Here is a 25,852-nt window from a genome sequence, read left to right as displayed (position 1 = left end):
AGCTGGGATATTTCCCAGTTCTGAACGCCTTTTGCTGTCCTATTACTGTCTACTTTAATCTTGGTGCCGCCGTACTCGGCGATGCCCAGCTAACCCTAAGCTTCCTAACAGGAGTCCCAGCACCGCTGCCCAACCGGTCTTCTGCTCACCAGTTTGGGGTAACGTAGTTGCTTGGTATTCCGGCGTGGCCGCTGGCGTTGTTGTCGACGCAGTTTGAGTCGTCGACCGTTGCATCGAAGTCGCCTGATTGGCCAGTGTGGTCACCTTAGCCGGCTGAGCGCCCTGTTGTGGCTGCTGATTTAACGTAACTTGACTTCCAGTAGCCGGAGCCGTTGGCTTAACATCAGGCCGTCCTGATTGTTCACCATCAGGCGTATCGGTAGCCCCGTTACCGGGACCCGTCACGCTAGTGTCCCCATTACCACCATCAATTGGCTGTTCAGGATCAACGACGTTACTGCCATCGCCAGGATTGCCTGGGTCAGGTTCTTCAGGATTACCGCCATCGCCGGGATTACCTGGGTCAGGTTCCTCAGGATTGCCACCGTCACCAGGGTTACCCGGGTCGGGTTCCTCAGGATTGCCGCCATCACCAGGATTGCCCGGGTCGGGTTCCTCAGGCGTCTCTCCACCCGTAGATGCCGCTAATACATGCAACCAGACCTTGATCTGTTGATCCCCTACGCTTAGGGTGACGGCATAGTCACCAGCCGTTGCCAAGTCCGCTTGCGTCAAGTCCACCGCAATCGGGGTCAGTGCCGCCCCAGTCTTATCGGTAGCCGTCGCTTGAAAGTCCTCGGCTGTCGGCGTTGCGTCACCCACGTGCATGGTGTAATCCTGCCCAGTCAGGGGCGTCGTTAAGTTCGCCAAAACATGCAAGTTCACCACTAATTTCTGACCATCCGCCGTACTCAGCTCGACCTGATAGGTCTGTGGCGACGTTAAATCGACATGCGCCAAATCCACCATCACGTCCGTAGGTTGGCCTTCCGCATCCGTCGCAGTGGCGCCAAAGTCAGTGCTGGTTGGGGTCGGATCGCCCACGTACATGGTGTAATCCTTCCCGGTCAACGTCTGCTGGTTGGGCCGAATCGTTAGGGTACCATCCGTGACCAGTACCTGATAATTGGTGTTCTGCCCCAAGTCGACCGTCAAACGATAAGTTCCTGGCGTCTCACCCGGTTCCCGAACGACCGTATAATGAAGCGCCACACCATCGGCCGGCATCCCGGTAACGGTCGTCTCAAAGGTCGGATCATCCTGCCCCGCTATCTTATCAGCCGAATTCACGGTCACCTGGACCGTCGCCGGCGTCACCGCAAACGTAGCCTCACTAGGATCAAATTGCCAATCATACATATCCGCTTGTTGCAGGGCATTTAGATGGGCAATTCCCGCCGCCGACAACGTGACCGTCACGGGTGAATCTCCCACGTTAGTCACGGTTGGGGCATTCAAATCTCCCGCCTGCAGTTGATACCGGCTGCCATCTGGAAGGTCAACGTAGTATTGCGTAGCGTCAGGCGTCCAAGCCGTCCCGTTATAAACGACCTGCTGATTGCCTTCCAGCGTTAAGGTGGCCAACCGTTTCAGCACGGTGACCGTAGCGGTTTCGACTTCGGAACCATACCGGTACGTAACCGTATACTTTCCGGCTTTACTGGTATCCACGTTCGACTCAACGGTCAACTTGTCTAACGGAATCGAAGTACCACTATCCGTTTCAGCGCTCACGAAGTTATCCGCTGGTGTCCAGGGCGTTCCCACGAAGATCGTCGAATCGGCTACCTTAATGTTTGGGTCATCCAAAACGACCGTATAGTGTCCTTGATACACCGCCACGCCATTGACTGGTAACGTCCAATCAAAATTAAATCGCTTGGTTCCTTCCGTGACCACAAAACCACCGTTCACCAGACTCACGGTTCCCGTCTCACTAGAGAGATTGGTAATCACCAGATTCTGCTCCGTTTGGCCGCCCATATTCACGGTAAAGAGGTCGTTCAAGTGAATCCCGTTAGAATCCGTAAAATGCGTCACGGTCTGTTCATCCGCTAGCATGGTGGTCACGCTAGGACTGGTCAACTGCGTGATTCGATTATAGGAAAGCGCGTCCTGTCCTAGTACCGTTTCATCCCCCAAAATCGTTGCGGCGGTCAACTCGTTTCCAAAGAAGGCCCGGTCCCCCACCGTCTGTACCGACTTCGGAATCGTCAACGTCTTATTCAAATGGTTGTAACTAAAGGCACTTTCACCAATCGTGAGTAAGCCCTCGTTTAACGTCAAATCGGTTAACTGACTCCCTGCAAAGGCAAAGTCGCCAATCGTCGTCACCGATGACGGCAACGTCAAGGCCTGATGAAGGCCCGTATATTCAAAGGCGCCCGTTCCAATGGTCTTCAACTGGGTCGCCCGGCTAAAATCGGCCGTGGTGAGCTGATCATCGTAAGTGAACGCTTGGTCGCCAATGCTGGTCAGGCCAGCGCCAAACGTTACCTGTGTTAATCCGATATCTGATAAGAAAGCATTCTTCCCAATCGTCGTCAACGAATCCGGAAAGACCACTTCTGCCAAGGCACCGTCATAGATAAAGGCACCCTCCCCAATACTGAGCAGTTGACTGTTCGGCGCAAACGTCAGGCTCGCCAATCCATGATTGGCCGCAAAAGCGTTCACCCCGATTGTCTGGATGTTAGCCGGGATAACCACGCTAGTCAGTTGGTCGTTTTCAAAAACGTGGTCCCCGATACTGGTCAGTTGCGTGGCGTGACTAAGATCGACGCTCTGCAAGCCCCCACTAGAAAAGGCCGCACTGCCCAGCGATGTCAACTGCGCCGGCAAGGTCACACTGGTCAACGGCACGTAGGTAAAGGCTTCTTGACCAATCGTGGTGACACTGTCCGGTAAGGTCAGCGTCGTTAGCTTGGTGGATACGAATGCTTGGTACCCAATCTTCTGTAACGTCGTCGCCGCTGAGAAATCAACAGCTTCTAGGCTATCTAGATAAGCAAACGCCGAATCTTCAATGGTCGTGAGGCCCTGATTAAAGGTCACGCTAGTCAGCCCATTGACCAGATTCGTGCTTTGGGCAAAGGCCGCCCGGCCAATCGTCGTCACCTGATAAGTCTTCCCATTGACCGTATAAGTTGGTGGAATCGAAATGGCACCACTTAAATTTTTAGTAGCGCCCGTAACCGTGGCCGTTCCCGTCGCATCATCGACTTGCCAGTTAAACCAGCTACTATCGCTATACGTTGCTGACGCTGGTGCCGCCGCTTTTTGGGCGTTAGCTTTCACCGAAGACGTCGAACTCGAATTTTCCGGTGCTGGCGCTGCGTCCTGGACCACCGCATCGGCGTCTTCTACGGTCTCCGTATCGGCTTCTGGCAGGGTCGTTCCAGTTTCATCCCCCTGGTTCTGCACAGTTTTCTGGGAGGCCGCATCGTCCGACTCGGAGTCGGCCGTGGTATCCGTCGGCATCGTTGCGGTGTTCGCATCTTCCGGTTCAGAGTCAGTCGTGGCATTGGCTGGCTTCGTTGCAGTGTTTGGATCTTCCGTCGTCGAGGCCGCTGACGATTGATCACGCGTCGAATTCTGTGATGTGGTCGTATCCTGAGTTACCACGTCCGCAGTCTGCTTGGTGGTGTCTTCGGTCTGTTCCGTGGTATCCACAGACGATGCATCGTCCGAATGACTCGTCAAAGTCGTCGTGGAAGTTGCCGTGGTTGTGGCTTGTCCAACCTGCGACGTCGACTCATCCGCTGACGACTTCGTATCCGCGTTCGCCGTAATACCCGAGCTCACGCTTAATGTCGCCAAAGTCATGGCTGCGACCAGCCAATAACGCGTTTCTGGTTTTCGAAATGTGTGTGTACTGTACATGTGTGTCGTCCCCCTCGAAAAATCTCCCTCGAGATTTTTCAACATCTCAATTATTTCTTATGCTCTTATCATATCCGATAATTCAATTAATGCAACTAATAAATGCAAGTGTATACATGTTATTGCTAAAAATCGCATGCTGGTTGGGTTTCTAACCGCACTAATTCCGTTTACAGTTTAAAATATCGACATCGTTAGGCCACGTCAAGCCAGGACTTTTCAGTGTCAACTTTAATCTACCAATCGACTAAAAAAGGCTTCCAAACGACCGCAGTCATTTGAAAACCCGTTTTAAATCAAGCTATTTTCTATCCAGCATCAGAACAAACCGGCTACTTGAGAACTGCAAAGCCCCCGGTCCAGCCAATCTGTTCTTGAGCCGCTAAGGTCATCTGTAAGAAGCCGAAGCTTTCTAATTCCCGCGCCCGCTTCAATTTGCCGGCATCCACAAAAGCAACGCCGCTATCCGTTAAAGCTTCTCGTAATTGGGCCTTGGCGTCCGCAGAATCCGAAGCAGCCATGACCGTCGTCTGTTGGCCCGCTACCTGGCGACTCTTTAGTGTGGCCGCAAAGGTGGTATTGAAGGCCTTGACGACGTGAGACTCTGGCAGTAATTTCGCAATCTGCGCGGCAGCTGAACTATCTGCCGGTACCACTAGCTCATCCCAAGTATCAAAGTTTAACGGATTGGTAATATCAATGACCGTCTTACCCGCAAACTTCGCTTGATTGGCCTTCGCAATCACCAGTGCTGCCGAGTAAGGCACCGCTAAGACAATCAGCTCGCCCAAGTTCTCTACCGGATCACTTTGGTCAATAAAGGTTACCTGATTGCCGCCTTGCTGAAAAACGTCACCAATTGCTTGTCCCATGTTTCCTTTACCAAAAATCGTCACTGCTGTCATGATACAGACCCCCTATATTTTTGTATGTTTTTTAAGTACAGTTTTAGAATACCGTTTCAAAAGTCACTTGTCAATTCAAGCGCTTAAAAAATATTTCCGTGGACTGATAGCTGACGAACGATAAAAACTGTTATAGAATAGAACACAATTAAAGTGAAAGGATGTGTTACCATGGCCAATACTCAGTTCAGCGACACCATCCACGTTTTGACCTATATCGCTTATTTTCAGGGACAAAAAATGACCAGCCCAGAAATCGCCAGTAGTCTCGAAACCTCCCCTAGTCTGATTCGTAAGATCATGGCAACTCTCAAAAAAAATAACTTACTCGCACCCACTCATGGGCCGACTCAGCTCGCACTTGCCCGTGACCCCGCCGAGATTACATTACAGGACATCTACCACACCCTCCCTGGAACGCCACTCTTGCTAAACGTCGACCAACACACTTCACAAAAGTGTCCAGTCGGGGTGGCAATGCCCCAGACGTTAGATCACTATTACCACGAGATTCAAGCCGCCGCCGAAGCACAAATGGCCAAAATCACGTTGCAAGACATCCTAAACGACGTTAACCTTCATCAGGCCACCACGCCACACTAAGCGTCCCCTCTCAAGTCAATCTCGTCTAAAAAACAGGTTTCCCAACGTCACACACTGGGAAACCTGTTTGGTTTAAATCGTATTCAATTAGCCCTTACGAGCGCCGAAAGGTCCGGTGTCCCAGCAAGACCAGGAATCCTAAGACCACCTCAGCGGCGCCCGCAAAAAGAATCACGCCTAGGCCACTCTGTGCCACCGCAGTGCAAAGACTCGCGACAGGCCCCGAAAGTGCCGCCGTCACCATAGGAAGTCCGACGAACCAGCCCAGGCCACTTAAGATCACGGTCAAGCCGCCCCCTAATGCTAGTCCCGGCCCCAGACTGGCTAAGAAATGGTGAACCCCCGCCGCGTAAATAACGGTCACGATACTCAACAGCACCACGGCAATCATGACCAGCCAATTCAACCGCATCGCCCATTGAACTCGGGTCGCCGCCGTCTGCATCGCGGTAGTCGTAAACGCTCGGGTCGCCAGTTTCTGGGCCCGCTGCGTTAGCTTTCGAGTCAACGCTGTACTAGCGGTGACGCCCACACTACTGGCCTGGCTCTGAATCGCACTCGCTAACGCCGTATCATCGACGGTCGCCGTTGACTGACCATACAACTGGGCAATTCCTTGAGCCAGATACGGCTGAATCAACGTGGCGGACACGGGATCCCCGCTAATGCCTAGATCCGTTAACTCGTTATTCACACGATTCATGACCTTCTCACCCGTACTAGACCGGGACACCACTCCCGCCGTATAAGAGGCATTAAAGACGGTCAGCTTAAGTCCCACCGTTAACGTGAGTAAAGCCATCAGTAATGCGACCCACCGCGCTAAGGCAGGCCGGCGGCGATAAGGCTGTGACGCTTGTGGCTGAGGCGTTGGCGCCTCTCGCGTTGAATGATAACGTTCCATTCGACTATTGGCACTCACCAAAAGCCACCTCCATCCCTACTTTAAGTTTCTACCATTGTAGCACACACGTTCCCCGAAAAGATTAAGGCGCGCTTAAATTCAGCAAAAAAGCCGAGACGACCGTCTCGGCTTTCAGACGTCTTCCAATTTTCATGAAATTGAAAAGACTACTTGGTTGAGCTCCGTTTCATCAACCCGTAAGGTAGAATGACGGTATTTTCATCAACCGCTTCATTATTCATTAATTTAGTCAGCAACCGCATCGCCACGGCACCAATATCATACAACGGCTGGGTGATGGAACTCATCTTAGGCCGGACTAATTCCGTTAACTTAGTATCGTTACTGGTGATCACTTCGAATTCACCAGGAACGTCCACGTTAGCGTCCGTCAAGCCGTTCATCACCCCAGCGGCCAACTCATCATCGCCCACGAAAGCTGCCGTCGCACCGGCAGCCATTAAGGCTGGTTCTAAGGCTTGGCCGGCCTTGTAAGTGTAATCCGTCTCAAAGATCAGCTTATCATCATAGGATAAGCCCGCATCCTTCAAGGCCTTCTTGTAACCCTTTAACCGGTAATCATGGTTAATGGCTTCATCCATCGGTCCTGAAACAAAGGCAATTTTTTGATTTCCGTGATCGATCAAGTTCTTAACAGCTTCCGCAACCGCAGCAACATAATCGATGTTGACGCTAGGCTGAGACTTTTCGGCATCCACGGAACCCGCCAAAACGATTGGCGCCTTTGAGCGTTTGAATTCGTCCCGTAATTCTGGCGTCACTTGGTTCCCCATGAAAATGATGCCATCGACTTGCTTAGCCATCAAGGTATTCAAGACCTGGACTTCTTTTCCTCCATTTTCATCGGAGTTCGTCAGGATGATGTTGTACTTGTACATCATAGCAATATCATCGATTCCCCGTGCCAACGAAGCAAAATATTCGTTGGTGACATCGGGAATAATAACCCCCACCGTCGTGGTCTTCTTGCTAGCCAAGCCCCGTGCAACGGCATTTGGCCGGTAGTCTAAGCGGTCAATGACCTCAAGTACCTTCTTACGCGTTGCTGGCTTAACGTTTGGATTCCCGTTAACCACCCGTGAAACGGTAGCCATAGAGACCGCTGCTTCGCGCGCCACATCGTAAATTGTTACTGTTTGTTTTTCCATTTGCGATAGCCCTTTCTTCAGTGATTTAAGTTGTTTTCATTCGTTTTCATTCGTTTTCATGCGACCTGAACTAGTATACAGAACCTGTGTTTCATGCGCAAGTGTGAAAACGCTTTCACATCAAAGAATACCCTATTTCCAAGGAATTTTCAAGCCTTGAGTCCGACTATGCTATAATATGTCTATCATTTGAAGGGGTGATTTTATGTCAAAACTCGAACAGATTCAACAATGGACGGCGGAACACCACGCAGATCTCACCTATCTGAGCAACCCTAAAACCATTCAATACTTGACTGGCTTTGGAAGCGACCCGATTGAACGGGTGCTCGCGTTGGTCATCTTCCCCGACCAAGATCCATTTATCTTCGCACCAGCCTTAGAGGTGGAAGTCATCAAGTCCACCGGTTGGCAATTCCCAGTCATTGGGTACCTGGACCACGAAGACCCTTGGGCCATGATTGGCGACCAGATCAAGCAGCGTCACGTGAACCCCGGCCGGATTGCCTTGGAAAAGGGGCAGCTACCCGTTGCCCGGATGGAAGCCCTCGCGGCTCAGTTCACCAATCCCCAATTCGACCTCGACATCACCAGTTTCATTGACCACATGCGGCTCATCAAAACTCCCGCTGAAATCAAGAAGTTGGAAATTGCTGGGAAGTGGGACGACTTCGCGTTTGAACACGGTTTTGCTGCCGTGAAAGCGGGCAAGACGGAACAATCCGCCGTTGCCGAGTTACAGTACGCGCTGATGCAAGAAGGCATTATGGAAATGTCTTTTGGAAGCTTAGTTCAAGCCGGTGCCCACGCTGCTGAACCCCACGGGGCAACCAACGACACCAAGTTCGCCAACAACGAACTGGTACTGTTCGACCTCGGAACGGTCTACGACGGCTACATCAGTGATGCGTCCCGGACGGTGGCTCTGGGAACCCCTACGGCTAAAGAAAAGGAAATCTATGCCGTCTGTCTAGAAGCCCAATTGACCGCTCAAGCAGCGGTTAAGCCCGGTATGACTGCCGCTGAATTGGACAAGATTGCCCGGGACATCATTACCAAGGCCGGCTACGGCGAATACTTCATTCACCGTCTGGGTCACGGCATGGGGATGAGCGACCATGAATTCCCATCCATCATGGCCGGTAACGACTTAGTCTTGGAGCCAGGCATGTGCTTCTCCATTGAACCAGGGATCTACATCCCCGGTGTCGCTGGCGTACGGATCGAAGACTGCGTCCACGTCACGGAGGACGGTTCTTTACCATTCACGCACACCTCTAAAGAATTAACCTACGTCGGCTAATTACCCACGTCAACGTAAAAGGACTTGAGACCGCGGTCTCAAGTCCTTTTTGAATGGCTGCCGAATCAAAAAACGTCTCGCAGAAGATGCTACTTCTGCGAGACGCGCTACCAACACTGGTATGATTATTCAGCTTGGTCCGTCGTTGACGTGGTTGAATCAGTTGAATCAGTTGAATCAGCTTGATCGGTATCGTCATCAGTCGCTTGGGCATGCTGCTCAACGGTCTTATTGAGCTCGGCTACATCGTCACTGCTCAAGACGATATCATCTTCCGGCGCATCATCGGTGACCGTTTCATCGGTCGAGACATCATCCGTCTTCGCTGCCTGACGGTCATTTAAACCCTCTTTAAAGTCATCTAAGGCGTCAGCGGCGTAAAAGGCATAATCCACTGCCCGGTCCTTTAAGGCGTTGCCCTTATCCCGAACAGTGTCCTTCAAGGCTTCCCGTTGTTCCAAATCTAAAGCGTGGTACGCCGCAAACGCTGCGCCACCCAATACTAAACCTGCTAATAATTTGTGTTTTGCCATGATGCTGACTTCCCTTCTATGACTTAATCTTGTGTGTTCTGCTTCCGACTATGGTTGCGATAAAGGTCGAACGCGGTCTTCCCGACCCGTGCGGCCAGCGAAGTCTTTGCCGTATCACTCACGCGATCAGTTAACTTACGGGTCGCTGAATTCAGATCGGAGACACTTTCACCCAAGTCAGCCGCCGCCTGAAAGACTGGGTCAATCGTAGCGACCTTCTGGTTAACGTCTTCGAGCAATTCATTGGCGTTCGCCATGATGTTCTCCGCCTGATGACTAATGGTATCCACATCATTCGTCATCGTCTTCATTGAGCGATTCAACTCACCCAACGTTTTATTCAACTTCATTAAGAACATGCCAATGAAGAGCACTAAAATCAGCACAGCAATTGCTGCAATGAGGCCCGCTACTTGTCCACCGGTCATGACAACCCCTCCTTGTATTCGGTTACTTACCACTAGAATAGCATTCTCACCGGTCCCGCGCAATTAAAACCCCGCCCGTCCCAAGATTTTCCCGGTAGCGGTGGGCGCCGTCCTTAAAATCTGCTAAACTAGGAGAAGTTCTGCGAATTTAACGCTATTGATTGGCGCTAATCTTCAGTTTATTTTACTTCAAAGGAGGCTCGTCTCTTGACGCCGCAACTATTAGTCACCACGACGGCCACAACGTCCAAGTGGTTTCAAAACTATGTCCGTTCTTTTAACTGGGAATCCTTTTTCCACCTGATCACGACCCGCTTTTTGAACTTGATTGCCCTAACGGTATTGTTCTTCTTGATCAACCTGATTGGAAAAGCCATTCTCAGTCGTAGCTTTAAACGTTACCTCGCGAAGCGCGATCAGACCAGTAACCGGCTGCAGACCATCAGCATGCTGACCCTGAACCTCTTCCACTACACGGTCCTATTCTTCTGGATCTACGCGTTACTGTCAACGCTGGGCGTTCCCGTAGGTACGTTAGTCGCTGGGGCCGGAATCTTCAGTTTGGCACTAGGGCTTGGGGCCCAAGGCTTTGTGAGCGACCTGGTCACCGGAATCTCCATCCTCATCGAACAACAATTCGACGTCGGTGATGCCGTGAAGATCGGCACGATTGAGGGGACCGTCACCGCCTTAGGCTTACGGACCACTCAGGTCACCGGCGTTGACGGGACCGTCAACTACATTCCCAATCGCAATATCACCATCATCGCGAACCGTTCGCGTAATAATATGCGAGCCTTAGTCAACATTCCGATTGCCGCAACGACCCCCGTTGAGCAGCTAACGCCCATTATCGAGAAAGTCAACGCGCAACTCGTTCCCCAACATCCCCACATCATCGACGACCCCCTGCTCACCGGGGTCGTGACACTGCCTTCCGGGGAGTTGGTCTACCAGGTGGTTCTGCTCACGAAAAACGGTGCGCAGTTCAACCTCCAAGCAACGTTTCTGACGGCCTACCTGCGCGCAATTCGGCAAGCAGGAATCACCCTTCCCACCCACACCGTGACCACGTCATCAAACGCCTAAATTCAAAGAACCTTCCCCGGACACCCTAGTCCCTGGGAAGGTTCTTTTTTAGTTCGCCGGCGTATCAATCATCTTAGGGGTGACCGTATATTGGCGATTTAAATTATGTGCTAAGTAATTTACGCGCTTAAGAATCTCGCGACGCGTAATAATTCCCTGGAAAATCATCTGGTCATCCACCAGTGGCAAAAAGGGTTCGTCCACTAAAAGGTTCAAAATCTTCTCTAATTTCGTGGGATCATCCACCCAATGGGTCACCGGTCGCATCACATCACTCACCAGGATTTGATTCAGATTCTCTACGGCGGCTCCTGGAACCCGTAACAGATTGTCGGTCACGTCAGATAACGCCAACAGGCCTTGAAGATGGTCATCCGGGGCGAGAACCGGAATTCGCGTATACCCAACCTTTGAGAGCACCATTAACGCGTGCTCTAGCGTATTGGTCGCCGTCACATTGGCCACGACCTCCGCGGGAATCACGTAACTCTTAGGGTCTTGGCGGAGAAGCTGCTCGACCGCAGCATCAATCATTGACTACTCATCCTTTCTGGGGGCGCTCAAACGTAAATTGCAAGCGGGTCACGGGACGGCAATCTCGGGTGTAATACTGCACGTGCCAAGCTTCCGGCGTCACCGTCACCAGCGCACAAGTCCCGCCCAACGACCGAAATTCGCCTCTAGGCTGACTAATGCTCCCCGGATTCAGGAACAACCGGCCATCCAATTCTTCCACAGCTAATTCATGGGTGTGTCCAAAGAAGACGGCTTGGGCCTGCACCGCCTCGGCGTGTAGCTTAAGCTTCGTCAGATCCCAATGAACCGCATCCCGGTGCCCATGGGTCAATAAGACCCGACACCCATCGACCGTTGGCGTTTGCACCAGCGGAAAGGCCTCATCAATGTCCATATTTCCACGGACCGCATAAGTCTGTGGCTTTTGGAACCAGGCATCCTGCAACTGCATTTCTGAATCTCCGCAATGGAACGTCACGTCCGGCCGTAGCCGTTTGGTCAGTTCCGGTAAAATATCCGTATCGCCATGATTATCGCTCACAATCAACCAACGTGCCATGTGTTATGCCTCCCACCATTCGTCAAACTCTGCTAACATCGCTGCGGTCGCCCGGGCGCGGTGACTGATCTGGTTCTTCCGCGCTAATGGCATCTCCGCAAAGGTCTGTCCCTCAGCCGGAACGTAGAATAAGGGATCGTAACCGAAGCCGTCCGCCCCCCGTTCCGCTGTCAGGATTTCACCTTTGATCTCACCGGTCGTGACTAATTCGCGACCGTTCGGTTTGACCAGGACCAACGACGTGTGGAAGCTCGCGGTCCGCTGGGGAGCGGGAACCCCCTGTAACTTTTTAAGAAGCTTCGCCTTATTCTTGGCGTCATCGTGATCGCCTGCATACCTTGCTGAGTAGATACCCGGCTCACCATTCAAGGCGTCGACCATCAACCCCGAGTCATCCGCCAAGACGGGTAACCGCGTCGCCTGGGCAACCGTCGTCGCTTTCAGTTTGGCATTTTCAGTAAATGTCTGCCCGGTTTCCTGAATGGCTGGTAGCGCGGTGAAGTCTGCCAAGGTCTTGACCGTTAAGCCTTTAGGCTCAAAAATCGCGCGGAATTCACGGGCCTTTCCGGCATTCGTTGTTGCAATCACAATCGTTTCATCTTTCATTTAATTGACCTCCGTTATTTGCGGTGCGAGCTGCTCCAGCGTAGCGACCCTCACTGTCTGGGCGTGGACGGGTTCTTGGGCCAACCATTGATTCGCTAAGAAATCGAAGTGGTCCACTGCCGCTGTCGTGTAATACCGGCCAACTGGATGTACCCGCCCTTGATCATTGGTCAGTCCCTTATCCGCCAACAAGGTGGCAACCAGCCGGGCCGTAGCCGTCCCCGGATCAACCAAGGTGACTTGGGGTCCCATCACGGACTGAATCAACGGCCGTAAGAGCGGAAAATGGGTGCATCCCAGAATCAGGGTATCCAAGTTCTGCGCCACTAAGGGAGCCAATTTCTGGGCCACCACTTGCTGCGCGTGCGCCGAAGTCAGGTCGTTGGCCTCGACCAGCGTCACGAATTCCGGACAGGCTAAACTAATGACCGTGTTTTGAGAATCTTGCGCGACAATTTCTTGATGGTACTGGTCACTTTTGACCGTTCCTGCCGTGGCGATGACGCCAATCCGGTGATTTCGGGTCGTCTGAACAGCCGCTTGCGCTCCCGGGGCAATGACCCCCACGATGGGAATGGCAACTTCAGCTTGTAATGGTTTCAATGCCGCCGCAGTGGCCGTATTACAAGCAATGACCATTAACTTGATTTGGGCCTGTTGCTCAAGAAAAGCTTCAATTTGGCGGGTGAACTGCAAAACCTCCGCCGCTGACCGGGGACCATAGGGTAGCCGACCCTGGTCCCCTAAATAAACCGTTTCCTCGGTTGGCAACAACCGTTGAATTTCCTTAAGAACCGTTAAACCGCCAACCCCTGAATCCATTAACCCAATCGGATGATTTCTCATGAGGCTACGCTCCTTCGTTTTTTGCTTGAATCTATATTATCACCCATTTATGAACCGGTTTCAAGTTTGCGGGTTCACCACCCGCAATTCCCCCTAAGAATCTGTTAAATTCATGACGAGCGCCGTGTAACGGACTTTATGGGTTATAATAATACTGAGGTAACAACCGATTGAAATCTATTAAAGGAGCTTACTATCGTGAAGAACTTATACCAAACCGTCATGAGCGACGCGGCGGGCGCGCCCTACTTGCCACAACTACTATTTCGAGACGCCCTCTTACCTGAATTACTCGGAGATGACAAGGGGGCCATTGGGTATTGGGCAGGTAAATCCCTAGCGCGTAAGTTTCCCTTAGCCAATCCCAAAGACGCCACCACGTTCTTCCGTCAAGCCGGCTTCGGCACCTTGGCATTGATCAAGCAAAGCGGCCAGATGACCCGGTGGCAACTCAGCGGGGAACCCGTCGCACTGCGCAAACAACTGACCGCCACCCCCGACTTTACGTTAGAGGCTGGCTTCTTAGCTGAAATGATGGCCCAACAACTCGGAATTGCAACGGAAGCCGAACTGGTCGACAGTCCCCGCAAGTTACGGAACCAAGCCGTCACTTTCGACGTCTACACGGATCCGGACGACGTGATTCCCGATTACGATGCCCCGACACCGTTGACCATTCTCGGGGAGCCGGATGCGCCGGACACTGACCCGGACTCAGCTGAATAATGATTTCTCCATCAGACCACAAAAGGGTTCAGGACGCATCCGTCCTGAACTCTTTTGTTATCGACCCTTACGCTTCCACGTATTGGTCCAAAATCTTCTTCAATTGGTCCTTAGAGTGGTACCCCACGATGGAGTCGACCACTTCGCCGTCTTTCTTGACCAAGAGCGTTGGAATACTCATGATACCGAAGTTTTGCGGCGTGTTCGGGTTGGCATCAACGTCCATCTTGTTGAACGTCACCTGATCACCCATTTCTTCAGACAATTGTTCAACAACTGGTGATTGCATCCGGCAAGGACCACACCAAGTTGCCCAAAAGTCAGTTAAGGTCACACCCGTAGCTGTGTCCTGTTCGAATGTCTTATCAGTGGTTTCCGTAACCATTTTGCTGCCTCCCTTTCAAATTCCCAAGTTAACTTCATGAGACAAAATTCCGTTCACCAATTAGTCTACCAGACTACGCTGAAAAAACAACTAGATTGCTCACAATTGAGTTGCCACTTACTTGAAGCGTACAATCGTTGACCCGTCACCACCCGCATTGGCTGGTGAGAATCCAAAGCTCTTAATGCGTTTGTTGCCCTTCAGATAATTCGTGACACCTTGGCGTAACGCACCGGTCCCTTTCCCGTGAATAATTGTAACGGACGGATAGCCGGCTAACAATGCCGAATCAATGTAGCGGTCCACTTCGGCCATAGCTTCTTCGTAACGGTGGCCCCGGAGATCCAGAGTCGGTGACATACCGCTTGACCCCGTACGCCGAACCGTTGCTTTAGGCTGCTTACGGGACTTGGCCGGGTCGGCCCCCTTTTCAAGGTCACTAGTCGCAATCTTCATCTTCAAGATGCCCAGTTGAACCTCCCAATGGTCGTCGTCCAACTGCTGCATCAAGACACCCTGTTGCCCGTAAGACTTAACTAAGACGTTATCACCCTTCTTGAAGGCGTGCTTGGCCTTTTCTCGTCGCAAAACCCGGTTCTTCTTCAACCCGGTGTCCTGCTGTAAGGCGTTCAAGGCTCCCTGAGCGGCAATTAGTTCGTCTTCCTTGACCACACTCTGGCCAGCCGCTAGCTGCTTCTTGCGAATATCCGCAATAATCTGGTTAGCCCGTTTACGTGACTCATCCACTAAACGGTTAGCCTCACGTTTAGCATCCAGCATCAACTGATCCTTCTGATGCTCATACTGGTCAAAGCGCTTTTGTAAGTCCTGGTGAAGTTCCGTTGCTTCTTGGAGTTGCGTCTGCAAGCTATCTGCATCCGCATCCACCCGGCGTTTCTGTTCCGTTAGGTCCGCAATCATGGCGTTTAAGTCTTGGCTATCCTGGTCCGTCAAGCTCCGGGCCGCCGCAACCACTTGCTCCGGCATCCCGAGCCGTGCCGCAATGTCAAAGGCGTTACTGCGTCCGGGAATCCCGATCAGTAACCGGTACGTTGGTTGCAGCGTCTGAGCGTCAAACTCCATACTAGCGTTGATGGTCTCCGGCCGATTGTACCCGTATGCTTTTAATTCTGGGTAGTGGGTCGAAACCATCACGTAACTGCCGAGGGTCCCCAGGTCATCTAAGATGGCAATCGCTAACGCGGCCCCTTCCTGCGGATCCGTTCCGGCCCCCAGTTCATCAATGACCACCAGGCTATGCTCATCGGCGTGGGCCAAGATGCTGACGATGTTTTCCATATGACCGGAGAACGTACTCAGACTCTGCTCAATGGATTGTTCATCCCCGATATCCGCGAAGATATCGTCGAAGACACCAATCGTACTGTGCTCATTAGCGGGAATAAACAAGCCGGATTGCCCCATCAATTGTAGGAGCGCCAAAGTCTTCAGCGTGATGGTCTTCCCACCCGTGTTTGGCCCCGTGACCACGATGGTCTTGTAGTCTTGCCCCATCGTAATATCGTTGGCGACCACCTTTTTGGGGTCAATCAACGGATGGCGGGCTTGCCGCAGGTTAATCTGGTCATCCGCTGATAACTGCGGCTCCGTGGCCTTCATCTGGTGGGCGTACTTCGCCTTAGCATTCACGAAGTCTAGGTGACCCAAGATCTGTGCGTTCCGCAAGATCTCATGTTGGTACGGATCCAGTAACGCCGTTAACTCTGCCAAGATGCGCTGTTCTTCGTGACGTTCCGCCATTTGATTCTGCCGCAACTGGTTATTTAACCCCACCACTGCCTGCGGTTCGATAAACAGAGTCTGACCACTGGCACTTTGGTCATGGACGATTCCGCCAAAGTGTTGCTTATACTCCGAGCGCACCGGTAAAACGTACCGGTCGTCACGAATCGTCACGATCGTTTCACTAAGGTACTTGGCATCCTTTCCCCGTGTGTACTGATCCATGGTCTGCCGAATAGCGGCCGCCGTTTGCGTAATGTGTTGACGAATCTGTCGCAACTCTGGCGACGCGTCATCGGTCAGGTGCCCATCGCCCTCCAGCGAAGTCCGTAGCCGTCGTGTGACGTCCGGAATCGTGACCAGCTCATGAACTTCATCGTTAAGCTGGCGCAACGTGACTTCCTTGTCTGCGAGTTGATCGAAGAAGCGAACCACGGAACTGGTGGTCCAGAGAACCCGACTGATCTGGGCCAACTCCAAGCCGTTCAAAACCGCCTCCAGCGCCAACCGTTTCAGGTGCGGGCGAATATCATCTAGTTTAGGTAACGGGATACCGCTTTCTAGTCGGTAGATGTCAGCCCCGTCTTGGGTCTCATCTAACCACCGTTGCAGACGGTCACGGTCGGCCGTTGGGTGCAACTTAGCCAGCTCGTGCTGACCCGCTGCAGAGACCAGATAGCCGCGAATCGCCTGCTTAATGCGGTCATATTCCATAATATTAAGCGTTTTTTGATTCATTTTGACTCCTCTCTCGCATCCTTAATGCTCAACCAGCCACCAGTGGAGGACCCGCTTAGACAACAGCGGCGTCTGCTTCACAATCCACTGCGCCACGGGAGACGCTTGGTAACTGTGTTGAAAGCTGGTACTGGGTAACAAGATCAATAAATTTAAAATTAAAAAAATTAAGACATACCGAATGACCAAATTGATGAGGCCACCCGCTAAGGAATTTACCTGGTGAATGACTGGTAACCAAGTCACTCGGTTCAACCCATAGGCTAACCGGCGAATCACAAAGTAGCCTACGGTCAGGATTGCCGAGAATGCGAGCCCGTTCAAAAAGAAACTGCTGCTCTGACTCACGGCTACGGGACTGACGGTCGCGTTGAGTGGAAGACCCCCCACAAACTGTCCCAATCCACTGGCTAACGGCCGAGCACCGACCCGGGCCACCAGCCACACCGCCAGGTACCCTAGCGACAGCAGGACCTGTAGGACCAGTCCCCGCCGATACCCCCGGTGAAACCCTAACCACAGGACCAGGAGAATGCCCAAGCTGAGAACCACCCTAATCCCCCGTTTCCGAGTTGGCTGAATCCGTGGCGGAAGGCGTGGCCGGCTCATCAGTCGTATCTGCTGGAGCTGTTTGCGCATCTAACCGCGCTTGTAACTTCAACTGGTCCGAAATCGCGTTGAACGCCATTAAAACCGCGGCATCCTCTTTCGTCACACTAGCTGGCAACTGGTTCTTCAATTGATCATACTGTTCATTCAACACCTGGGTGACCGCCCGCATGTGGGCGTCCGTTGCCTTCCCCACAATCGTGTACGTCTTCCCCGCAATTTTTGCTTTAAACCGGTGTGTTTGTTCTGCCATTTGGTTATTCCTCCTGTTTTCCACAACGTCTTATTTTACCATTAATCCGCCATCAGCAGTAGCCAGCCGACCGAACCTGACGGCAAACAAAAAGGGCGGAAATCCGCCCTTTTGGTGTCACTTACTTTTGCTTGCCCGCGTTCGGATCAACCGTTCCGTCTGATAAGAACGTATTCAAAACAGATTCGATCATGTCCCATTCTTCATCGGACTCGATTAATTGTAAATCGCCCCCGGATGGGTTAGCCGGATCATCATCGGCTGGTAAAGCATAAGCTTGGATGTCAACTTCTTCATCATCACGCTTACCAGAAGGGTAAATCAAAATGTAGGACTTACCAAAATCGTCGGATTCAAACGTAAATAACACATCGTATAACTCTTCGTTACCATTTTCGTCTACTAACGTAATTTGTTCTTGGTCTTCGTTCATGGGAAACCTCACTTTTCTCGGGTTAACTTACCGTGCCGATCTAAATAGTTCTGCAGGATTAACCCAGCTGCTAATTTATCAATGACCCGCTTGCGTTTCCGCCGTGACGTGTCAGCTTGTTCCACTAACATACGCTCCGCCTCAACCGTTGTCAACCGTTCATCTTCAAAGTCCACAGGTAAATGGAAGCGATCCGTCAACATTTGGCCGTACCGCTGAGAAGCGGCGACCCGCGGGCCCAACGTATTGTTCATGTTCTTGGGGAGGCCGACCACAAAACCGCCGACCTCATGCTCAGTGACCAATTCGGCCACCCGGTCTAACCCAAATACTTCTGTGTCTTCATCAATGGGGATAATCTCTACCCCCTGAGCCGTCCAACCCAGGGCGTCGCTGATGGCGACCCCAACGGTCCGTGAGCCAACGTCTAATCCCATTAACTTCATGAAGGTTTCACCGGTCCATTCTGATTCAGATAGAAGCGTACGAGCTCTTCAATGATCTCGTCACGCTCGTGCTTGCGAATTAAATTCCGCGCATCATTGATTCGCGGGATGTACGCAGGATCGCCTGATAGTAGGTACCCGACAATCTGATTAATTGGGTTATATCCCTTTTCTTCTAGTGCCTGATAGACCGTTACCAGCGTATCGTGCACATCCTTTGGTTGGTTGGCACCAAAGTCAAAATACATCGTTTTGTCTAATGAACTCACTATATAACACCCCCGCACTTCCTCACTTAGTGTCAATTTTACTCGATTGACTAGCAAACTACAACGACCGACCCCCGATGTAATGTTTTCGTAATACAACAACTTGCCATCGCCCAATACTCAGCATCGGTCTTGAAATACCGTTTAATTTCCCCAGTTCTATGATACCACCCGACCGGTTGATTCGGGACGATAACGCTGGGGAAAATGGCCAAGGGGCTTCCACAACAAGCAAAAGAACCTGAGACCATCTCCGTCCCAGGTTCTTCAGTTCTTTACAGCTTGTGTTGGATCCTTTCGGTCACTAAGCTTGGGTCGTCAACCAATCCGCTGCTGCGGCCATGGCATCCGGCAACCCTGCTGGGTTCTTTCCCCCGGCCTGAGCCAGGTTTGGCCGACCGCCACCACCACCGTTGATCTTCGGTGCAATGGCTTTGATCAAGTCGCCCGCCTTGACCTGCTTTTGCTTATCGGCACTGACGGCCACCAGCAAGTTCGCCTTGCCGTTGACTTCAGCTCCCAAGACCAAGACGTCGGATAAGGCCTTTTCACGCCAAGTATCGGCTAAAGCCCGCAATTGGTCCATCTTCGAAACCTGGACGGTCCCGCTGATCAAGCGATACTGACCCGCTTGGATGACCTTTTCGAAGACCGCACCAGCTTGTTCGCCGGCCAACTTGCCTTCCAACGTAGCTTGCTTCTGTTGCAATTCCTTGACCTGGGCTTGTAAGGCTTGGACCTTACCCGCCACGTCACTAAGTTGCGTGACCTTTAAGTCGTTCGCAACTGACCGCAAGACGTTGTCGTGGTCGTTCAAATACTTGTAAGCGGCCCCGGAAGTCACGGCTTCGATCCGCCGGACACCTGCACCGACCCCGGATTCCGAGGTAATCTTGAACAGCCCGATTTCGTTGGTGTTCTTAACGTGGTTCCCACCACAGAATTCGGTCACGAAATCACCTGCGCTCACGACCCGGACAGTCTTCCCGTACTTCTCGCTAAATAGGGCAATCGCACCCATCTTCTTGGCGCTTTCAATATCGGTAACCACCGTCGTAACAGGAAGTTCTGCGAAGATCTGCTGGTTCACAATGGCTTCAGCCTTGGCTAAGTCAGCAGGGTCAACTTGACCGAAGTGGGTGAAGTCAAACCGCAAGTAGTCCCCTTCAACCAAGGAACCGGCTTGCTGCGTGTGTTCCCCGAAGACGTTCCGCAAGGCCTTATCCAGCAAGTGGGTCGCCGTATGGTTCTTTTCCACCTTGCTGTGGAAGACTTGGTCGACCTTCAGGGCATACTTGGTGCCCTTCTTCAAAGGTGCCACCACGTCTAAGGTGTGCAGGTTTTGTCCGTTAGGGGCGTGTTGAACGTCCGTAACGTGGGCGACTACGTGGCCGTCTAGGTCGTAGATGTCCCCTTTATCGGCCACTTGACCACCCATTTCAGCGTAGAATGGCGTGGTATCAAACATCGCCTCGGCCGTCCCGCTAACGGCTTCGTCCGCCAACTGATCATCAACGACCAGTTCCGTCAACGTACTTTGGGTCTCTAATTGGGTATAGCCAACGTACTCGCTTGGCGTCTTAACGTTGATCAACAAGTCGTGTTGTAAGCCCATAGCCTTTTGCTTACCCCGAGCATTCCGGGCACGGTCCTTTTGCTTTTGCATCTCAGCCTTGAACCCAGCTTGGTCGACAGAGATGCCCTGGTCGATAGCGTATTCCTGCGTCAATTCAACCGGGAACCCATAGGTGTCGTAAAGCTTGAAGGCGTCCGCCCCAGCAATCTCCTGACCACCATTTTGCTTCAAGTCCGCAATCAAGCCGTTCAACAGGTCCAGCCCACCGTTCAAGGTCTCACCGAACCGGTCTTCTTCCGACCGAACGACCTTGGCAATGTAGTCCTTTTGTTGTAAGACTTCTGGGTAATAGGATTGCATGATTTCGCCTACGATTGGGACTAATTGGTCCAAGAAGGCGCCCTGAATCCCCAGCTTCTGGCCGTTGACAACGGCCCGCCGGATCAACCGCCGGATGACGTAGCCGCGACCTTCGTTACCAGGCAAAGCACCGTCACCAATGGCAAAGGTAATGGCCCGGGCGTGGTCCGCAATCACCTTAAAGGAAATGTCGTCTTCTGCATCAGCGCCGTACTTCTTCCCCGCGCTGAGTGCTTCCGTCTTGTGAATAATCGGTAAGAAGAGGTCGGTCTCAAAGTTCGTCTTGGCGTTCTGGAAGATCGAAACGACCCGTTCTAAGCCCATCCCCGTATCAATGTTCTTCCGGGGAAGTGGCTTGTAGCTGCCGTCAGGTTCGTGGTTAAATTGTGAAAATACGATGTTCCAGACTTCCAGGTACCGTTCATTCTCGCCACCCGGGTAATTCTCGGGATCATCCTCTGCGAGGTTGTTAAAGCTTTCTCCCCGGTCGTAGAAGATTTCGGAATCGGGACCCGAAGGCCCTTCACCAATGTCCCAGAAGTTATCCTCAACGGGGATAATGTGATCTGGGGCTACACCGGCCTTTTCCCAGAATTCCTGGGCATCGGTATCCTTAGGGTAGACCGTCATGTACAACTTGTCAGGATCCCAACCGAACCAGTCTGGGGACGTCAGAAGTTCCCACGCCCAAGTAATGGCTTCTTTCTTAAAGTAATCCCCCACTGAGAAGTTCCCCAGCATTTCGAACAACGTATGGTGCCGCGCTGTCCGACCAACGTTTTCAATATCGTTGGTCCGGATACTCTTCTGGGAACTGGTCAACCGTGGATTCTCTGGAACGACTTGCCCACTAAAGTACTTCTTCATGGTCGCAACCCCGGAGTTGATCCACAGTAACGATGGATCATCCTTAGGGACTAGTGACGCACTTGGTTCGATGGTGTGCCCTTTGCTCTGAAAAAAGTCGAGGTACATCTGTCGAATTTGACTACTGCTTAACTCTTTCATCTCTTAAAACCTCCAAAAAAAGATAAAAAACACCGTTGCCCGTAAAGACGCCGAAACGCGGTACCACTTTACTTGCAACGATGTTTGATCGTTAACCTCTTGAACTCATAACGCTGAGTCGCGATAAATCGAGGGAGCGCCAACTAACGGCCGAATCGTTTTTCACAGCACCCAAAACGTTTCTGAAAATCGGCGGTTAGCGGTATATCCTCTGTTGATATTTAATTGTCCACTTGAAATTATAGGTGGCCCCAGAATGCTTGTCAATCATTGTTTATTGGTAACGGTCCGAATTACGCTTACGCCGTTTCCGTTCGGCACGAGCCGCGGCCCGTTGCTCGATTCGCCGTTCTTGGTCCTTCTTCGCGTGAATGGCCTGTTTGATCTGATGCTTGTACCCTGGCTTAATCTTCTTTTTCTTCTTCTTGACCATCCCAATCAGCGTCGGGTCCAAATGTTGCGTGGACTTCCGCCGCTTGGTCCGGCGATTCCGGTCGTAAGAATCAACGATTTCACCATCGCGAATTCGCTTAGGTTGGAAATGAATGCCCAAGGCTTCAATCTCGGAGACCAACTTTTCTTCTCCGGGCGAGTACAGCGTGATGGCCGTCCCCGGCATCCCCTGACGTCCTGTCCGGCCAACCCGGTGAATAAAGAACTCTAGGTCTTCCGGAATATCGTCGTTAATGACGTGGGAGACACCTTCGATATCAATTCCCCGTGCCGCTAAGTCCGTTGCTACGACGTATTGGAACTGCAAGTTCTTCACTTCACGCATGACCCGCTTCCGCTCCCGCGGCTTGATGCCCCCATGAATCATGGCGACCTTTAACCCTTGGGATTGCAGGTAATGGTGCAATTCTTCGACTCGCGTCTTGGTGTTCGCGAAGATTAGGACCAGGTAGGGTTCTCCCATCGTGATCAGTTGGTAGATCAGCCGGTTACGGTCCTGACCCTTGGTTGAAATCAACCAGTTATCGATAGTATCGCTGATAATCGCTGACGCGGGAATCTCTTCGATCACGGGATGGTTCAGGTACTTCCGCAAGAACGGGTTCAGCTTTTGCGGAATCGTTGCGGAAAAGACCATCATTTGCAGGTGCTTAGGCATCCGACTAGCAATCTTGTCAATCTGGTCCAAGAACCCTAGATCCAGCGTCATATCGGCTTCATCCACGACGAATTGCCGCGTGGTGTGCACGTTCAACGCGTCCGATTGAATCAGGTCCATGACCCGGCCAGGCGTCCCAATCACCAATTGGGGTTGGTTATGGGTCAGCTTGGTAATCTGCCGCTTCTTATCCGTTCCCCCGACGTAGTTTCCAATGCGAATCTCAAAGGGCGCTTCCGCGGCCAGTTGTTCCGCTGCCGAATGGATCTGATAAGCCAACTCCCGGCTAGGCGTGGTGATCACCGCCTGTACCTGGTCATCGCTGGTCAGTTGGTTAAAGATGGGTAAGAGGAACGTGTGGGTCTTCCCGCTCCCCGTCTGGGACTGACCCACCACGTCTTTGCCAGAAGCAATGATGGGGATCAGCTTTTCTTGGACGGCCGTAGGGTGTTGGAACCCAATCTTATCCAAGGCCTTCATCAGGTAGTCTTGGAGGTGAAACTGTGTAAAATCTGCGGTCATTCTATTCTCCTTTATCTTGTGCAACCAAGGCGTCTAATTCCTGAACGACTTGGTCAATCTCTGCTTGGTCGTGTGCGGTCGCGCCGCTGGCCAAAGCATGCCCGCCACCGCCGTGCGCCTTAGCCAAGCCGTTAATGGACGGTCCCTTGGAACGTAGGCGAATCCGGTACGTGTGGTCCTTAGCTTCAACGAAGAAGGCCCAGGCCTTGACCGTGGTGATCTTACCTGGTAAAGGCACGACCGCCGACGTTGAATCGGTCTCCCCTAACTCAAAGGGTTCCAGATCAGCATCGCTCAACTTCAGGTAGGCCGCTCCACTAGGCAGAATCGTTAAGTGCTGGTAGACGTACGCGGACAACCGGGCCATGGCAGGTGAAATCTCGTCTTCGGCCTGATTGACATCACTGGCCGAAAACCCGGTGGTCATCAATTTACCGGCCACTTCTAAGGTGTGCGCCGAGGTGGCCGGGTACATGAAGCGACCCGTATCGCCCACAATGCCGGCATAGAATAGCCGCGCAGCTTCGACCGGTAACGTTAATTCATCAGCGTTGGCCGCGTAAAAGTCATATAGCAGTTCTGACGTGCTAGACGCCTGGTCGCGGACCCACTGCAGGTCCCCAAAAGCATCGTCGTTGGGGTGGTGATCGATCTTAACTACGGCCTTCCCCGTTCGCCACCGGTCATCGTCCACCCGAGGTTGGTTGGCCGTATCGACCACGATGACTAAGGCTTCACGGTAATCCGCGTCGGTCACGTCCGTGTCGGCTTGCCCCAGCCAATCAAAACCCGGGTAATGTTTCCCCACGGCCTTTACTGTCTTATCGGGAAAACTAGCCCGTAAGATGGTCCGTAGTCCCAACTGTGCCCCAATACAATCTGGGTCTGGATGCTGGTGTCGGTGAATAATAATTGTTTGATAGTGTTTGATTTGTTCTAAAATGGCAGCTTCAATCGCCATGTTCTTCACCCATTTTCTTTCCGATTTAGTGGCGAACTCCGCCACAATACTGCGTTTCAGTATACAAGTTTTAGCGGGTAATTTCAAAAGAAACTCACTGATCACCCCAAAGTGGCAGGCTGACGTTCTCGAACGTCTGTGACGCCAGCCCCGTGATTGTAATGCCCAGTAAGCGAATCTGCTCGTCTGGTGTCGCCACGCTCTGGTAAAGTTCCCAGGCCAACTCATAATAAGTCGTGGCGTCGTTCGCGATAAAGTCGTCTCGCGTTACCCGCTTGGTCACTGTGGTAAAGTCACTGGTCCGTAACTTCAAAACCAAGGTCTTCCCGTGGCGCTGTTTCTGTGCGACCGCTTGGGCTACCCGTTCGGCCAGAAACGTTAACTGGTTCTCCACTTCTCCCGCCGTGGTCAGTGGTGGCCCGTACGTGCGCTCTTTGCCGATTGACTTGCGTTCCCGCAGATAGGCGACCGGACGCTCATCGATTCCCCGTACCCGCTGGTAGAGCACGTAGCCAAATTTTCCAAAGTCATGGATCAACGCCAGCTGACTGCGCTGATACAGGTCGGCGCCCGTTTGGATGCCTAAATCATACATCTTGGGCACCGTCTTCTTCCCCACTCCCCGGAACCGTTTGATCGGTAACGCCATCAGAAAGTCATGGGCATCTTCCGGCAAGATCACGCTGACGCCCACCGGTTTACGGTAATCTGAAGCTTCCTTAGCTAAAAATTTGTTGTATGAGATGCCCGTGGAACAAGTCAGGTGCGTCTGGTCGTAAATTTCCGCTTGAATCTCGTGAGCAACCTGGACGGCTGAGCGGAGATGGTGCTTATTTTCAGTCACATCCAGATAGGCCTCATCGAAGGCCACGGGTTCGATCTTATCCGTATATTCGTGAAAGATCCGGTGAATCTGTGCGGAGACCTCGCGGTAAAGGGGAAAATTGGGCGTCTGAAAGATGGCTTCCGGACACAACTTTAGGGCTTCATTGGCGCTCATGGCCGAATGGATACCATGCCGGCGCGCAGCATAATTAGCCGTTGCTACCACCCCACGTCCTCCCGTTTTGCGGGGATCCTTGGCAATCACTAAGGGGTGGTGCTTGAACTGCGGATGGTCCCGCTCCTCAATGGACGCATAAAAGGCATCCATGTCCACGTGAATAATCTTACGCTGGGTGTACTTCGCTTCCGGTTGCGGCATTCCGCCCCACTCCTTTCCCGTCATGTCTGCTCTCAACGATGATTCCAAGGTCTTCCCTGTAAATTAACCTTATTATATTCGAACGAACGTTCCCTCGCAATCTTTCCCAACAAAAAAAATACTAAGCTTAGAGGCATAGAAGTTACCCGACGGGGTGCTCCTATG

Annotated in this window: 25 protein-coding genes; 4 read left to right on the top strand and 21 right to left on the bottom strand. The window is 52.2% G+C overall.

All coding sequences use genetic code 11. The features are described from left to right. Nucleotides 1–54: 54 nt before the first annotated feature. Nucleotides 55–3,882 carry a leucine-rich repeat protein gene (locus FD30_RS11120; RefSeq protein ID WP_056945078.1) on the bottom strand — a complete coding sequence of 1,276 codons (3,828 nt, stop codon included), beginning with the start codon at nt 3,880–3,882 and terminating at the stop codon, nt 55–57. 332 nt (nt 3,883–4,214) lie between these two features. Then, entirely contained in the window at nt 4,215–4,787 is a 573-nt protein-coding gene (locus FD30_RS11115; protein WP_056945077.1) for an NADPH-dependent F420 reductase, read from the bottom strand. Nucleotides 4,788–4,958: 171 nt separating this feature from the next. Here FD30_RS11115 and FD30_RS11110 point away from each other — a divergent pair, with 171 nt between their 5' ends. After that, nucleotides 4,959–5,390 carry an Rrf2 family transcriptional regulator gene (locus FD30_RS11110; protein WP_056945076.1) on the top strand — a complete coding sequence of 144 codons (432 nt, stop codon included), beginning with the start codon at nt 4,959–4,961 and terminating at the stop codon, nt 5,388–5,390. Nucleotides 5,391–5,484: 94 nt separating this feature from the next. Here the strand turns inward: FD30_RS11110 and FD30_RS11105 are convergent, their stop codons facing one another. Both FD30_RS11105 and ccpA read right to left on the bottom strand, forming a co-directional pair. Then, nucleotides 5,485–6,294, bottom strand: a complete 810-nt coding sequence (locus FD30_RS11105; RefSeq protein WP_235803272.1) for a hypothetical protein — start codon at nt 6,292–6,294, stop codon at nt 5,485–5,487. Between the two features lie 167 nt (nt 6,295–6,461). Continuing rightward, nucleotides 6,462–7,463 carry a catabolite control protein A gene (gene ccpA / locus FD30_RS11100; RefSeq protein WP_024746995.1) on the bottom strand — a complete coding sequence of 334 codons (1,002 nt, stop codon included), beginning with the start codon at nt 7,461–7,463 and terminating at the stop codon, nt 6,462–6,464. Between the two features lie 205 nt (nt 7,464–7,668). Here ccpA and FD30_RS11095 point away from each other — a divergent pair, with 205 nt between their 5' ends. Then, complete coding sequence (locus tag FD30_RS11095) at nt 7,669–8,766, top strand: M24 family metallopeptidase (protein ID WP_024746994.1); 1,098 nt, start codon at nt 7,669–7,671, stop codon at nt 8,764–8,766. A 125-nt stretch (nt 8,767–8,891) separates the two neighbouring features. Here FD30_RS11095 and FD30_RS11090 read toward each other — a convergent pair whose 3' ends face one another. Both FD30_RS11090 and FD30_RS11085 read right to left on the bottom strand, forming a co-directional pair. After that, on the bottom strand, nt 8,892–9,299 hold the full coding sequence (locus tag FD30_RS11090; protein ID WP_225426472.1) for a hypothetical protein: 408 nt from the start codon (nt 9,297–9,299) through the stop codon (nt 8,892–8,894). A gap of 23 nt (nt 9,300–9,322) precedes the next feature. Then, complete coding sequence (locus FD30_RS11085; RefSeq protein WP_056945074.1) at nt 9,323–9,727, bottom strand: DUF948 domain-containing protein; 405 nt, start codon at nt 9,725–9,727, stop codon at nt 9,323–9,325. Nucleotides 9,728–9,934: 207 nt separating this feature from the next. On the opposite strand from FD30_RS11085, the gene FD30_RS11080 reads away from it, so the two are divergent. Beyond that, nucleotides 9,935–10,816: a mechanosensitive ion channel family protein gene (locus FD30_RS11080; protein ID WP_056945073.1), complete on the top strand. Its 882-nt coding sequence runs from the start codon at nt 9,935–9,937 to the stop codon at nt 10,814–10,816. A 48-nt stretch (nt 10,817–10,864) separates the two neighbouring features. Here FD30_RS11080 and cbpB read toward each other — a convergent pair whose 3' ends face one another. From cbpB to murI, 4 genes are read right to left on the bottom strand one after another with little or no spacing between them, the layout of a single operon-like run. Next, entirely contained in the window at nt 10,865–11,350 is a 486-nt protein-coding gene (gene cbpB, locus FD30_RS11075; RefSeq protein ID WP_056945072.1) for a cyclic-di-AMP-binding protein CbpB, read from the bottom strand. A 7-nt stretch (nt 11,351–11,357) separates the two neighbouring features. Beyond that, entirely contained in the window at nt 11,358–11,891 is a 534-nt protein-coding gene (locus tag FD30_RS11070; RefSeq protein WP_056945071.1) for a YfcE family phosphodiesterase, read from the bottom strand. Between the two features lie 3 nt (nt 11,892–11,894). Continuing rightward, nucleotides 11,895–12,497, bottom strand: coding sequence for an XTP/dITP diphosphatase (locus FD30_RS11065; RefSeq protein ID WP_056945070.1), 603 nt, complete (start codon nt 12,495–12,497; stop codon nt 11,895–11,897). Continuing rightward, nucleotides 12,498–13,343, bottom strand: coding sequence for a glutamate racemase (murI, locus tag FD30_RS11060; protein WP_056945069.1), 846 nt, complete (start codon nt 13,341–13,343; stop codon nt 12,498–12,500). Nucleotides 13,344–13,541: 198 nt separating this feature from the next. Between murI and FD30_RS11055 the strand changes: the two genes are divergently transcribed. Then, on the top strand, nt 13,542–14,069 hold the full coding sequence (locus tag FD30_RS11055; RefSeq protein ID WP_056945068.1) for a YslB family protein: 528 nt from the start codon (nt 13,542–13,544) through the stop codon (nt 14,067–14,069). Between the two features lie 67 nt (nt 14,070–14,136). Here the strand turns inward: FD30_RS11055 and trxA are convergent, their stop codons facing one another. From trxA to dinB, 11 genes are all read right to left on the bottom strand, one after another. After that, nucleotides 14,137–14,454 (bottom strand): thioredoxin, encoded by a 318-nt coding sequence (trxA, locus tag FD30_RS11050; protein ID WP_024746985.1) that lies wholly within the window; start codon nt 14,452–14,454, stop codon nt 14,137–14,139. Nucleotides 14,455–14,571: 117 nt separating this feature from the next. Then, nucleotides 14,572–16,935: an endonuclease MutS2 gene (locus FD30_RS11045; protein WP_056945067.1), complete on the bottom strand. Its 2,364-nt coding sequence runs from the start codon at nt 16,933–16,935 to the stop codon at nt 14,572–14,574. Nucleotides 16,936–16,956: 21 nt separating this feature from the next. Further along, entirely contained in the window at nt 16,957–17,487 is a 531-nt protein-coding gene (locus FD30_RS11040; RefSeq protein WP_056945066.1) for a CvpA family protein, read from the bottom strand. A 1-nt stretch (nt 17,488) separates the two neighbouring features. Beyond that, a complete protein-coding gene (locus FD30_RS11035; protein WP_056945065.1) occupies nt 17,489–17,797 on the bottom strand; it encodes a cell division protein ZapA in 309 nt (102 codons plus the stop codon). A 121-nt stretch (nt 17,798–17,918) separates the two neighbouring features. Then, nucleotides 17,919–18,230, bottom strand: a complete 312-nt coding sequence (locus tag FD30_RS11030) for a DUF1292 domain-containing protein (RefSeq protein WP_024746981.1) — start codon at nt 18,228–18,230, stop codon at nt 17,919–17,921. Nucleotides 18,231–18,238: 8 nt separating this feature from the next. Further along, entirely contained in the window at nt 18,239–18,676 is a 438-nt protein-coding gene (gene ruvX / locus FD30_RS11025; protein WP_056945064.1) for a Holliday junction resolvase RuvX, read from the bottom strand. Then, the gene (locus tag FD30_RS11020) at nt 18,673–18,945 is read right to left on the bottom strand and encodes an IreB family regulatory phosphoprotein (RefSeq protein ID WP_024746979.1); all 273 of its coding nucleotides are present in this window, start codon (nt 18,943–18,945) and stop codon (nt 18,673–18,675) included. Before FD30_RS11020 ends, ruvX begins: the two co-directional genes overlap by 4 nt. A 304-nt stretch (nt 18,946–19,249) precedes the next feature. Next, nucleotides 19,250–21,889, bottom strand: a complete 2,640-nt coding sequence (alaS, locus tag FD30_RS11015) for an alanine--tRNA ligase (protein WP_056945063.1) — start codon at nt 21,887–21,889, stop codon at nt 19,250–19,252. 274 nt (nt 21,890–22,163) lie between these two features. Next, nucleotides 22,164–23,522: a DEAD/DEAH box helicase gene (locus FD30_RS11010; protein ID WP_056945062.1), complete on the bottom strand. Its 1,359-nt coding sequence runs from the start codon at nt 23,520–23,522 to the stop codon at nt 22,164–22,166. A 1-nt stretch (nt 23,523) separates the two neighbouring features. After that, nucleotides 23,524–24,483, bottom strand: coding sequence for a DHH family phosphoesterase (locus FD30_RS11005; RefSeq protein ID WP_056945097.1), 960 nt, complete (start codon nt 24,481–24,483; stop codon nt 23,524–23,526). A gap of 94 nt (nt 24,484–24,577) precedes the next feature. Further along, nucleotides 24,578–25,687 (bottom strand): DNA polymerase IV, encoded by a 1,110-nt coding sequence (dinB, locus tag FD30_RS11000; RefSeq protein ID WP_056945061.1) that lies wholly within the window; start codon nt 25,685–25,687, stop codon nt 24,578–24,580. Between the last annotated feature and the right edge of the window lie 165 nt (nt 25,688–25,852).

Source organism: Levilactobacillus namurensis DSM 19117 (assembly GCF_001434785.1).
Lineage (GTDB): Bacteria > Bacillota > Bacilli > Lactobacillales > Lactobacillaceae > Levilactobacillus > Levilactobacillus namurensis.
The sequence above is the reverse complement of the archived record's forward strand: the minus strand, read 5'-3'. Positions and strand labels throughout refer to the sequence as shown.

Coding starts and splice junctions, on each gene's coding strand:
- FD30_RS11120 (WP_056945078.1), bottom strand. CDS start 3,882: ATGTACAGTACACACACATTTCGAAAACCAGAAACGCGTTATTGGCTG.
- FD30_RS11115 (WP_056945077.1), bottom strand. CDS start 4,787: ATGACAGCAGTGACGATTTTTGGTAAAGGAAACATGGGACAAGCAATT.
- FD30_RS11110 (WP_056945076.1), top strand. CDS start 4,959: ATGGCCAATACTCAGTTCAGCGACACCATCCACGTTTTGACCTATATC.
- FD30_RS11105 (WP_235803272.1), bottom strand. CDS start 6,294: ATGGAACGTTATCATTCAACGCGAGAGGCGCCAACGCCTCAGCCACAA.
- ccpA (WP_024746995.1), bottom strand. CDS start 7,463: ATGGAAAAACAAACAGTAACAATTTACGATGTGGCGCGCGAAGCAGCG.
- FD30_RS11095 (WP_024746994.1), top strand. CDS start 7,669: ATGTCAAAACTCGAACAGATTCAACAATGGACGGCGGAACACCACGCA.
- FD30_RS11090 (WP_225426472.1), bottom strand. CDS start 9,299: ATGGCAAAACACAAATTATTAGCAGGTTTAGTATTGGGTGGCGCAGCG.
- FD30_RS11085 (WP_056945074.1), bottom strand. CDS start 9,727: ATGACCGGTGGACAAGTAGCGGGCCTCATTGCAGCAATTGCTGTGCTG.
- cbpB (WP_056945072.1), bottom strand. CDS start 11,350: ATGATTGATGCTGCGGTCGAGCAGCTTCTCCGCCAAGACCCTAAGAGT.
- FD30_RS11070 (WP_056945071.1), bottom strand. CDS start 11,891: ATGGCACGTTGGTTGATTGTGAGCGATAATCATGGCGATACGGATATT.
- FD30_RS11065 (WP_056945070.1), bottom strand. CDS start 12,497: ATGAAAGATGAAACGATTGTGATTGCAACAACGAATGCCGGAAAGGCC.
- murI (WP_056945069.1), bottom strand. CDS start 13,343: ATGAGAAATCATCCGATTGGGTTAATGGATTCAGGGGTTGGCGGTTTA.
- trxA (WP_024746985.1), bottom strand. CDS start 14,454: ATGGTTACGGAAACCACTGATAAGACATTCGAACAGGACACAGCTACG.
- FD30_RS11045 (WP_056945067.1), bottom strand. CDS start 16,935: ATGAATCAAAAAACGCTTAATATTATGGAATATGACCGCATTAAGCAG.
- FD30_RS11035 (WP_056945065.1), bottom strand. CDS start 17,797: ATGGCAGAACAAACACACCGGTTTAAAGCAAAAATTGCGGGGAAGACG.
- FD30_RS11030 (WP_024746981.1), bottom strand. CDS start 18,230: ATGAACGAAGACCAAGAACAAATTACGTTAGTAGACGAAAATGGTAAC.
- ruvX (WP_056945064.1), bottom strand. CDS start 18,676: ATGAAGTTAATGGGATTAGACGTTGGCTCACGGACCGTTGGGGTCGCC.
- alaS (WP_056945063.1), bottom strand. CDS start 21,889: ATGAAAGAGTTAAGCAGTAGTCAAATTCGACAGATGTACCTCGACTTT.
- FD30_RS11010 (WP_056945062.1), bottom strand. CDS start 23,522: ATGACCGCAGATTTTACACAGTTTCACCTCCAAGACTACCTGATGAAG.
- FD30_RS11005 (WP_056945097.1), bottom strand. CDS start 24,483: ATGGCGATTGAAGCTGCCATTTTAGAACAAATCAAACACTATCAAACA.
- dinB (WP_056945061.1), bottom strand. CDS start 25,687: ATGCCGCAACCGGAAGCGAAGTACACCCAGCGTAAGATTATTCACGTG.